This window comes from Streptosporangium sp. NPDC003464 (assembly GCF_053588315.1).
In genome coordinates, this window is record NZ_JBSFPS010000323.1 from 1 (window position 1) to 10,346 (window position 10,346).

Annotated in this window: 12 protein-coding genes; 7 read left to right on the forward strand and 5 right to left on the reverse strand. The window is 68.1% G+C overall.

Annotated features, from left to right (window positions below; translation table 11 throughout):
- The first annotated feature begins 253 nt into the window (after positions 1–253).
- The 7 genes from ACWDS7_RS42420 (at position 254) to ACWDS7_RS42450 (ending at position 5,362) form a co-directional block, all read left to right on the forward strand.
- Complete coding sequence (locus tag ACWDS7_RS42420; RefSeq protein WP_451933892.1) at positions 254–1,156, forward strand: hypothetical protein; 903 nt, start codon at positions 254–256, stop codon at positions 1,154–1,156.
- The gene (locus ACWDS7_RS42425) at positions 1,153–1,557 is read left to right on the forward strand and encodes a GntR family transcriptional regulator (RefSeq protein ID WP_451933893.1); all 405 of its coding nucleotides are present in this window, start codon (positions 1,153–1,155) and stop codon (positions 1,555–1,557) included. Before ACWDS7_RS42420 ends, ACWDS7_RS42425 begins: the two co-directional genes overlap by 4 nt.
- Before the next feature lie 37 nt (positions 1,558–1,594).
- Positions 1,595–1,795: a hypothetical protein gene (locus ACWDS7_RS42430; RefSeq protein WP_451933894.1), complete on the forward strand. Its 201-nt coding sequence runs from the start codon at positions 1,595–1,597 to the stop codon at positions 1,793–1,795.
- A gap of 610 nt (positions 1,796–2,405) precedes the next feature.
- Complete coding sequence (locus ACWDS7_RS42435) at positions 2,406–2,864, forward strand: hypothetical protein (RefSeq protein WP_306872620.1); 459 nt, start codon at positions 2,406–2,408, stop codon at positions 2,862–2,864.
- A gap of 108 nt (positions 2,865–2,972) precedes the next feature.
- Positions 2,973–3,311 (forward strand): hypothetical protein, encoded by a 339-nt coding sequence (locus ACWDS7_RS42440; RefSeq protein ID WP_451933895.1) that lies wholly within the window; start codon positions 2,973–2,975, stop codon positions 3,309–3,311.
- Positions 3,312–4,288: 977 nt separating this feature from the next.
- On the forward strand, positions 4,289–4,774 hold the full coding sequence (locus ACWDS7_RS42445; protein ID WP_451933896.1) for a hypothetical protein: 486 nt from the start codon (positions 4,289–4,291) through the stop codon (positions 4,772–4,774).
- Between the two features lie 189 nt (positions 4,775–4,963).
- Positions 4,964–5,362, forward strand: a complete 399-nt coding sequence (locus tag ACWDS7_RS42450) for a hypothetical protein (protein WP_031164633.1) — start codon at positions 4,964–4,966, stop codon at positions 5,360–5,362.
- A 316-nt stretch (positions 5,363–5,678) separates the two neighbouring features.
- Here the strand turns inward: ACWDS7_RS42450 and ACWDS7_RS42455 are convergent, their stop codons facing one another.
- Genes ACWDS7_RS42455 through ACWDS7_RS42475 form a run of 5 tightly spaced genes read right to left on the reverse strand, consistent with a single transcriptional unit; the run spans position 5,679 to position 10,072 of the window.
- Positions 5,679–6,296, reverse strand: a complete 618-nt coding sequence (locus tag ACWDS7_RS42455; protein ID WP_451933897.1) for a hypothetical protein — start codon at positions 6,294–6,296, stop codon at positions 5,679–5,681.
- Positions 6,287–7,768 carry a hypothetical protein gene (locus ACWDS7_RS42460; protein WP_451933898.1) on the reverse strand — a complete coding sequence of 494 codons (1,482 nt, stop codon included), beginning with the start codon at positions 7,766–7,768 and terminating at the stop codon, positions 6,287–6,289. The genes ACWDS7_RS42455 and ACWDS7_RS42460 overlap by 10 nt, the downstream gene beginning before the upstream one ends.
- Complete coding sequence (locus ACWDS7_RS42465; protein ID WP_451933899.1) at positions 7,765–8,622, reverse strand: ABC transporter ATP-binding protein; 858 nt, start codon at positions 8,620–8,622, stop codon at positions 7,765–7,767. The genes ACWDS7_RS42460 and ACWDS7_RS42465 overlap by 4 nt, the downstream gene beginning before the upstream one ends.
- Positions 8,607–9,455: a zf-HC2 domain-containing protein gene (locus ACWDS7_RS42470; protein WP_451933900.1), complete on the reverse strand. Its 849-nt coding sequence runs from the start codon at positions 9,453–9,455 to the stop codon at positions 8,607–8,609. Before ACWDS7_RS42470 ends, ACWDS7_RS42465 begins: the two co-directional genes overlap by 16 nt.
- Complete coding sequence (locus tag ACWDS7_RS42475) at positions 9,452–10,072, reverse strand: RNA polymerase sigma factor (RefSeq protein WP_451933901.1); 621 nt, start codon at positions 10,070–10,072, stop codon at positions 9,452–9,454. Before ACWDS7_RS42475 ends, ACWDS7_RS42470 begins: the two co-directional genes overlap by 4 nt.
- Between the last annotated feature and the right edge of the window lie 274 nt (positions 10,073–10,346).

The following is a 10,346-nucleotide window of genomic DNA, read 5'->3' on the forward strand; positions in this document are numbered from 1 at the left end:
CTGGCCGATGCGGCGGCCCGAGGTGCTGACGGCGGCTGAGTGCGGGGCTGTGGCCCACTGAGCGACCATGGCGGCCAACGCTCCGGACGATGCGGTCAGGAAGCCCCGTCGATCCACCGGCCCTGGATCTGGGCCTGGCCGCCTGACCCTCCACGTCACATATCTCCGAAGAAGCAACGACTGGCAACTCCGGAAGTCACAGGCACGGGCCAACGTGCTAATGTGCTGCATCATTAGTACATAAGGAGCCGTCATGGTCGGCTGGACCTTATGGATCGCGGTCCATGTGGCCTTTACCGCCTTCCTGGTGTATCGGGCCGCTCGTCCCGTGCGGTGCAGCCAGGTCGTCGAGTGGGCCACCAGTTATGGTCTGGGGCGCGGCGAAGGAATCGACCGCGATCAGGCTGCCAAGTTCCTGCATCGCAGCCGTTGGTTCCGGACCGCCGGATTTCTCCTCCCGTTCGTGGTGGGAACCTCGACCAGTTTCACCTGGGCGCTGGTCTTCAGTGAGCCGCGGCCGCCGTTTCCGTTCGATCTGCTGGACCAGCCCGCCTGGATCGCGGGATATCTGCTCGGCGCGGTCCTGGCGGAGGTCACCTGGCCGCGCCCGCGTGTTCCGCTGGCCGCTGCGCTGCTGCCCAGAGGGGTGAGCGACTACATCAGGGGCTCTGCGCTTGTCTTGATCCGGGTGATCGCCCTGGCCACGGTCGCGGTGGGAGTCCTGGCGCACTGGGCCTATCCCGGCCGCATCGCCGAGTCCTTCCGGTTCGGTCCGGGGCCGGCGGTGGCGGCCGCCGCGGTCCTGGTGACGACAGAGGCCGCGCTACGGTTCATGACGCATCGGCGTCAGCCCGTCGGTTCCACGTCACAGCTGACCCTGGACGATGCCCTACGCTCCACCTCGATCCACCGCACCACCGGCGCGGGCCTCGCGATGCTCTTCCTGCTTCTCGGGTTCGAGCTGTTCAGCCTGGGCGGCGGCACCGACATTCCGGCCTTGCGGGTGACTCTGCCGTGGGTCGGTCTGGTCTGCGTCTTCTTCTGCGCACCTGCGAGCTGGCTGCACATCGGGCATCCACGCCTTTGGCTCATCCGGCGCAGCGCACCGCGAAGGGCGAATACTCCGACGGAGGCACAGAGTCGGACGGCGACATGATCCTCCATCTCGATCCTGCCTCGCCGGTCCCTGCGTACGAGCAGCTACGCACGCAGATCACCACCATGGCCGCGACCGGCGTGCTCCGGCCGCGCACCCGACTGCCGAGTATTCGCCAGCTCGCTCGCGATCTCGGCCTGGCCACCGCGACGGTCGCACGTGCCTTTCGCGAGCTCGAACGGGATGGGGTCATCGAGACCCGGGGGAGGCACGGCACTTTCGTCTGCGAGGCTCCGGATCCGACCGCGACCGTGGACGCCGAGCAGCGCTTGGCCGAGGCTGCCCAGACCTTCGCGATCCAGGCGCGACAACTTGGCGTCGACGCCACGCATGCGCTGCAGCAGGCCAAACTGGCTCTGGAGGCGGTGGCCATGGCCACCGCCCGGGTCGAAGGTCGCTAGCCCGCAGAAGCTCACTCCTCGATGTAGTACGGCGCTCGTGATCGGTCGCTCCGAACCAGTCCGCATCGACGGCTTCAGCGGCATCACCGCGGCGCAACTGCTCAACGACGTCCCTCAGGCCATCTGCGATCTCGCCGCCAACGCCACCGATCCACTGACCTCCATCCGGCTGGGCGCGCCCGGCGGCCGGATGCTCGTCACCAACCTGAAGATCTACAAGGACTTCCCAACAATGTGAGCTCCACCCGAGATCTACCGCAGATAGGAGCACATTATCTGCGGTAGCGTCGATGGAGCCCTGGGGGAACACCACCGTGCGGCACCGCCAAGGCGAACACCGCCCGCGCCTACACGATCGCGATCCGGGCGCTGGTGGCCGAGTTCGGCGAGCGCGCCGCCGTGACCGAGTTGGACGGCGAGGCCGACGCCGACCGCGTCGCGGCCTGGTTCGCCGTCCGTTGGACGCCCGATGGTGCCTCGTGGTCCGCTGGCCGACGCCTCGTCACGCACCCGACGGACTCTCAGAGTGTGATCTGAAGATCAAACAATACGTGAGCGGTCGTCTAACGGGACTTTTCGTTCCGAGGCTCGTCAACCCTCGAGTAATCAGGGTTACGGTTCGTGTCGCAGCATCCGCCGAACATGGCCTGTCGCCAACGAAGCTGTCACCAGGGATGCGCGGAGACTGTCAGTTCTGCTCAGCGAGCCGGCGAGAGCAAGAGCCGAGAGGTCGGTCAGCGCGATCATGCGGGCTGCAGTCGCCTTGCAAGTGACACCTGGTCAACTACCGGCATCGGAACGAACAAGGCCGGCCCGCCAGGCCCCGCCTGTCAGCGTGAGGAAGAACGATGGCATCGATCGTCTTCGGGACACTCGCCGTAATCGCATTGATCGTGGCCGTGGTGCTGTTCCTCGTGCTGAGGCGGAAGCCGCACACCCGGGTCGGGGCGTATGTCAGCGCGACGTTCATCCTCCTGGGCGCGGGGATGCTCACCATGGGCTCCATCTCGTTCGCGAGCCTGGAATCCGCCGCGCTGCGGACCTTCACGCCGGAGGAGCGCGCGGCGGCGGTGCCGTGCAACGCGGCGGTCCTGGGGGCCGAGGAGACGTCCAACAAGCTCAACGGACGCTACATCTGGCTGTTGCGGCTCCGCGTGACCCCTCAAGCCGGCAGCCCCTACGAGATCGAGCGCACGGCCCGGCTCACCTCGTCCATGGGGGAACGCCTGGAGCAGGGGAACGTCGTGCTTTCCTGCCTGGTGGCTCCCACCGACCACACCCGGATCGAGATCTCGGCCCTGGCCTGAGCCCTCCATTGGAACGTCCTCCGAGCCGAGTCCAAGGGGAAGCGCAGCCTGCCCGAGATCCGTCCCGACCTGCGGGCCATCGCGGCCGCGTCGGCGGCGGGAACACTCGTGGTCTGGTGGCCCGCGTTCACGCTGGGCGCCTTCAACGCCGTCTTCTTCGGCAGCGTGCTGGCGCTCTGGGCGGCGGGTATGGCCGTGCTGCTGGGCAGCGGCCGCCGATGGCTGAGCCTGAAGTACTCCTCCTACCTGGACCGCTACACCGGCCTGGAGGAGTTCATCGCCACCGCCGGCTGGTTGCACCGCCGCTTCGGCGCCCGCATCCACATCTACCCGTGGAATCCGCAGACCCGGCGCACCGCCTCGCCGTATCCGTACGCGCACCTGAACGCCAATCCCTTCGGCGGTGCCATCGGCGACCTGCTCCGCCGCCAGACCGCGCGATGGTGAATCCCCTTGGGGCCCAACTACGTGCTGAGGCGGCCGCTGTCGCATCAGCACACGGAATCCGCGGTGTCGGCTTCCTTTAGGCTGTCCGCGGTTACGGTGCTTACATGGTGATGCGTCTACTGCATGACAAGGAATTTTTGAGAAGTGGCGGGCTCTGTGGTGATCGGGTGAACCTCTCCCGTTGATCGTCAGATCGCGCCGACGATCACACGGTTTCACCTGCGGTTGGCATCAGGCGTCCGGGCCGCGGCCGGCGGCCAGGGGGGTGTCGCCCCGCCGATGCCCGCAGGACGGCGATCCAGGTATCGGAGTCGGTGAGGGAGGAGCGTCAAGGGCATCGGTTCGAGAGATGCGTGGGGGAGTGCCCGGCAGCGTGGACGGCGGCATTCCCCCGTCGCCCGGTAGGGACAAGGTAAGCACAGACGTGCAACTGGTTTCCTTGGACGGGCTTCAAGCGTCTGGACGCAGGAGCGACGATGCCCCAGAGTTATTAATCTACATTGTAAAGGCGATTGGTCGGCTTCAAGATCATTTAAACAAGATCATTTAAAGCGGACTAAAGACTCATCACCTACAAAAAGCGTGGCCGGATCACCCGGTATGAGATACGGGGGGCGGGTTCGTGCCGATGGCGAAGACCGCGGCGTCCAGGAAACAGGGCGGCCGTGCTTCAGACGTCGCGGCCGCCGCCGGCGGTGAACCGGCCCGACCCGCGCGTCGGCGGTGTGACATCAGGGCAGCAGACGCGGCACCAGCGGCCACGGCGGATCTCGGGGGCGGGGGCGGCAACGGGACACTGCGCCGGGTCACGACCTCCGAAGAACTTCCAGCCCGCAGCCGGCACTACCCCCGGGGCGTTCTCCACACCCCACAATCAAGCCGATGGGAAGAAACGCACACGGCAGATGATCATGTGATGTCGAGCATCGTTCGACGGCGGGTCGGACGGCGCGGCGCCTCTTGGCTCAGATGCGGGTGTGGCGTTCCACGACGGCGGCCAGGCGTTGGTCGATCTTGTCGGATCGGGCGGTAGGCAGAGCGACGGACAGGTCGGGAAGGGGACGGCCCATTGGGAGGATCGCCGTGGCGGGCACGCCGTCCCGCAGCGCCGTGGCGTTGTCCTGCCCGCCCCCGGGGTCGATGGTGAAGACGGCCGCCCCGCCGCGGCGGGCCTGCTGCTGTCGCCGGTGGGTGGGGTCCCCGTAGCGAACGGCGGAAATCCAACGGATTTAGGTCTGGCCTGCGGTTTCTCGCGTTCCGTGGTTCTTGCTGATCATCTCCGCTATGGGCTTGAGCGGGAGCTTCGGGGCGGCATGTCGTTCGAGTGGGGTCGTTTACTGGGTGGAGTTGAGGGCGCGTTCGACCAGTTGCGCTATCTCGGCAGCGCGGCGCGGAAGTACCGCTGGGAGGTGTCGATGGAGTTCAGCTACTCGGTCTCACCTCACCACATGAGAACGCTTTAGCCCTGGCCCGCCTGCGCACCGAAGGCCGCGAACTCCTCCTCACGGCCCCCGCCTGATCGACACGCTCCCCCCGGAGGTGCCCCGCCCGCCGAAGCCGATGCGCATCACCGAGTTCCTCAGGATGGACCTCGCCACGGACTAACCACCCACCTATGGACATATGGGCAGTTATCCCTGGATGATTCCCCCATGAAGATCAAGAAACTGCTTCCCGCCCTCGCGGCGTCTGTCCTTGCCCTGTCTCTGACCAGCGCCCCGGCACAGGCGTCGGCCGCGATGGGCTACGTGGTCGCCGTCACCGTGGGCGGCGGAAGCGTGTACGGCGAGGCCCACCTCGGCCCGAGCGGCGGGCAGACGTACCTGAAGGTCCAGGACTTCACCGAGCTCGGCAACTGGCGCATCAGGGGCAGCATCGAGAAGTACTACCGCGGCGAGTGGGTCCAGGTCGTCGCGTGCACGGCGAAGGACACCTACTCGACGACCTGCTACGCGAGCATCCCCGTGGGCACGCTGGTCAGGTCCCATGTGTGGGCGTTCCTCAACAACACCGTCCGCTACCACGGCTACAGCCCCTCGACCCGCGTCTGACGAATGCGGTGCGGCCCCAGCCTCCCGGCGGGGCCGCACACCCCCGCAGTTTCCCTAACCGTTGAAGACCCGGTCGAGGAGCAGGCCGAGGTCGGTCGTCATGGGGGGTCAGCCCACATAAGCCCAAAACCCACATTGAGAGGATCTTGAAGGGTTCTTTCAGCCGCTGCCCTGTCGGTTACGTGGGCGGGCGTGTCGAGAGCTGCGTAGGTAGCCGGTGTCCAGCCAGGCGCTCAGCGTTTCGCTGGTTACGATTGACGCAAGCCAGGCGGTAGATCACCCGAGAGCTGACGGAGCCGACGCCCTGTCCGTCTCCTCAGCGTAGATCCCGGCTCGCCCAGCCCAGTGCGGTGAGCACGGGCGGCAGCACGGCCATCCACCCGTAGTGCACGATCTCCCAGTTCTCCTCTTCCGGATAGAGCCACGGCCAGTACGGTCCCCGCAGAACCAGGCTCACCGAGACGATCACCAGCAGACCGCCCATGCCCGCGAGGGCGGCCGCCTTCCCCTGGTGCATGCGCCCGGCCACCGACGCCGACAGCAGGCCGATCGCGATGCACACCGCAGCCTCCACCGCCATCCCCACCACCCTGAGCTCTCCACCCGCGGGCAGCCTGGCTGCAGCGACGGCGCACGCGATCCCCCACAACAGCCCCGCGAAAAGGCCCCCGAAGCCGCAGCGCAGCCACTGGCGGAGCCAGCGGGGCACCGGGGCCGCGCCCGTGCTCGCGGCCATCTCGTCGATCACGGCGAATCCAGCGGCGGCGCCCAGCATCACCCCCATCATCCTGAGCAGGGTGAAAGCGGTCCCGACACCTAACGCAGAACCGGCCTCGATCACCGAGGCCATGACCACGGCAAGCATCCCGGTGACCGCGAGAGGAATCCAGTCGATCGCCCGCGCGATCGGCCTGATCAGCTGGATCACGAGCATGGCTGCCCCTTCACCGGCTCGGCGGGGAACTCGGGGCGCAGACCCAGCAGCGCAAGCGCCTGCTCGACCGTCGTGCCGGGCTTCAGCAGCGTGTCCCAGTGCGTCCAGATCCGTTGCCGGGCATCGGGCATGGTGAGCAGCTTGCGGGCGTAGCCCAGCTCAGCCGCGCCGTACCGGACCATGCCCAGGGGGGACTGCACCGATATGAAGAGGGAGGAGCCGATCTGGATCTCCCGGTGCTCGGGCGGAGCCAGCGCAACGGCTTGGCCGAGCAGCCAAAGACCCACGAGTGCTCTGCTCTGGCCCTGTAGGTCGCAACCCGTCCTCGGCGGTCGCAGTCCCAGAACAGAGCGGATGAGCTGGGAGGCGAGCACGGCTCGGTAGGTGTCCTCGGCTCCGGCGCGTCCCCACATCATGTGTGTGCTGATGGACTCCTCCTCATCGCCGTCCGCGCTGAGCCAGCTGTCGGTGAATTGCCGGACGGCCGGCAGCTGGTCACGCTCCGCCGGGGGTAGCGACTGCGCCACAGGGTTCACCGCCGACACCCACGACGGAATCCAGGCGAGGTAGTCGTGGAAGGCACAGTAGGTGATGGCGCCGTGCTTTTCGCACTGCCGCGCGTCTCGCGCGAAATACCGTTCCCGGACCTGGGCGTCCATGTCGTCGAGCAACGCGGCCGGGTTTCCCTGCATGGTCTCGAACCGGTGGTTGATCTCCTCACCCGGGGCGGTGGCGGTCGCGGCCGTCCCCGTGGGCACCACAACCGCCACGGCGGCCACGGCCGCGACCAGGCGTACCGGCCTGACCCCGTGCCGCAGCAGGGCCAGGGCTGCGAAAAGAGCGACGGAAGCGAGGAGATAGACGGCGTGCAACGCCGATGGGCGCTGCGGCCAGTCGGGCCCGTGGAAGAGCACGACGGGCAGAAACCAGCCCCCGTAACCGCTCTGTTGACTGTTCAGCCAGGTGAAAGCGCCGATCAGGAAGGCCATCACGGGAACCGCGACCAGCCAGGGAGCCCACCTGCCGAGCATCGCGCCGAGGGCCGCGGCGAAGGGCACGGCCAGCACCCCGCCCAGCGCCTCGTAGGGGTCGAACACGCCCACTACCGGGCCCATCGCGAAACGCGCCAGCAAGTAGACGACCATCACCGGCAGCGCGACCCCGGCTCCGACCGTCACGGCCGCCGAAGTCGCGGCTTTGGTCCGCTCCGTGGCGTGGCCGGACAGCGCTCCGAGCGTCTCCGGCATGCCGCCTCGCATGTCCCGGGACGTCGCGAGGTTGGCCGTGAGCATCATGGCCACCGCCAGGAGCAGCATCGCACCCGACGTGCTCGCCGGATCGACACTCATGTCGGGCAGCCACTGCCAGGTCGCGACGGACCGCAGCCCCAGGCAGAGCGCGGCGGCACCCCAAGGGATGGGGCTGCGCAGCAGTCTGAGGACCTCGAACAGGAACAACGATCGGAAAATCATGTCGCCGCCCCGACCGACTCGCCGAGCAGAAGCAGATAACCGTCCTCGACGGCCGGCGCGGCCGGCGCCGCACCCGGCGGGCGGACTCCCAGCGTCCGGTAGCGGCCGTCCGCGGTCCGCCAGAACAGGCGAGAGTCGGGGGGAGGCGCATCGGAGATCCACACCTGGCCGGATGCGACAGTGGCGAGCTCACCGGGGGCGCCCTGGAACACCACGCGCCCCCGGTTCATCACGATCACGCGTTCACACAGAGCGGCGACGTCCTCGGTCTGGTGGGTGGACAGCAGCACGGTACGCCTCTCTCCGAGCCGGGAGACCAGCGCCCGGAACCGCATCCGCTGCTCAGGGTCCAAGCCGACCGTGGGCTCGTCGAGGATGAGCAGGTCGGGCTCGCCGAGCAGCGTCTGGGCCAGGGCCAGTCGCTGTTTCATGCCACCGGACAGCTTGCGCACCTTCGTCCTGGCGCGGTCGGCCAGGTCGACCTCGGCAAGGACCCGGCGCACCTCCTGGTGGCGTTCACGCCGGTCCGTCAGCTCTTTCAGGATCGCCACGTAGTCGACCAGTTCGAACAGCGTGAAGTGGGGGTAGAAGCCCGGGTCCTGCGGGAGATAGCCCAGGCGGCGGCGCAGGGCGGTCCGCTGACCCCGATCCGCAGGATCCAGGCCGAGAGCGCGCACCTGGCCGCCGTCGGGAGCCAGCGTGGTCGCCAGGCTCCGCAGCAGGGTGGTCTTGCCGGCACCGTTGGGGCCGAGCAGTCCAGTCACTCCCCGGCCGAACTCCAGGGTGAGGCCGTCGAGCACGACGGCCCGGCCGTATTTCTTGGTCAGGCCGCGAACGGTCACGGTCGGGTCCATTTGGGCTCTCCTGAGTCGAAGCGGGCACGCCGCAGGTAGACGAGAGGGATCAGGATCAGCGCGGCCGCGCCGTACAGGGCCTGGGCCGCAGGCGAGAAGGGCGCCAGCGCGTCACCGGTGAGCCTGGTGGAGGCCACCACGGCGCCGAACCAGGTGGCGGTCAGCGCGGCAGCCGAGATCATCGGCGGGAATCGGGTCGACATGGCCAGGGTGGCCGCGGTGAGTGCGAGAGCAGGCAGTAGCCACGCCGCCGTCAGCCCCGGCGGGCCGGGCAGCAGCGGCGTCGCCATACCCGTCAGCACGATCGCGGTCACCAGCACCGCGACGGCGCGCAGCAGCAGGGCCCTGGCACCTCCCATGGGAGTGGCGGCCTGCATCTCGTGAACGGGATCGACCAGAGGCCCGTAGGCGACGGCGATGCCCGCCAGCGGCAGCACGGGCGCGATCACGAGGAAGGGCACCAGTGCGTCGAAGGCGGCCTGAGGATCGCGGTTGACCAGGTGGGCGGCTGCCACGGCGAAAGCCGTAACCGCAGTGACCGCGACCAGCCACCCCCTGGCAAGAGCAGGGGTGGCCGCGAGAAACGTGGCCACGTGCTCGGGGACGCCGACCCGGCACAGGAGCCATGCCACAGGCCGCGGCCGAGGCCGGTCCACCAGGTCCTCAATCCTCGCCCAGCTCACGGCGAGCCACTCCCGCTCGAACGGCACCGCCGCACGGCAGCGTTCACACCGGGCGAGGTGGCTCTCCACCGACATCACCTGGACCGGTTCGAGATGGCCGCTCACGTAGCGCTCGATCAGCTCCTCGGGCAGGTGCCATTGCGCGTTCATGCGAGATACCCCCTGAGCTGAGCCTTGGCCCGCATAACGCGGGTCTTCACGGTTCCCTCGGGGATGCCGAGGAGTTGGGCGGCCTCACGCACCGTGAGGCCGTCGAGCACGGTCGCCTGGATGGCCGCGCGCAGGTCCGGCGACAGCCTGGCCAGCGCGGCGCCCAGGTCGCCGTGCTCCACGCCGACCAAGACCGCGTCCTCGGCCGACTCAGTGATCAGGTATGCGGAGATCGGGCGTGCACCTGATCGGTGGCCTCCCGTTGCGTGCGAGCCATCAAGTGCGGCGACGGGCGGGGCGGCGCCGCTCCGGCGCAGCGCGGAGATCAGCCTGCGGATCGCGATGGTCCAGATCCACGCCGCCGCCTCACCTTCCGGCGCACGGTAGCGATGCGCGTCGCGCCAGACGGCGACGAAGGTGTCCTGGATCGCATCGTCCACCAGGTCCGCGTCGGAGCACCGGCGGGCCAGCCGTACTCGCAGCCAGGGCGCGTGCCGCTGGTGCAGGATCTTCAGCGCCTCCACCCGCTCTGCGGCAACGGCCGCGAGAAGCTCCGCATCGTTACTGTCGGGACCGACCGGGGGTGGTTCCCGGCGGCGTATGAGGAATAGGCGCACATTCCGATCTATCGCAAGATCTGCCGTGTCCGGTTCCGTGATGGCAGAAATATCTCAACTTCGGGAGTCACCCGCCACCGGTCGCGAGCGGCTTCCAAGTCTGGCTGCCCCACTGTAGGGGTCGTCGTAGCTTCGGCCGTGAATCCAACGAGGTAGGGCCTGATCTGCGCTTGCAGGAATCGGCAGACCTGGCCAGGCAGGCGCGGATCTGCTCGACAGCCTCAGCCGGGTCGAACCGATCAGCTGACAGAGTACTCACCGCACCCTTGAGGAC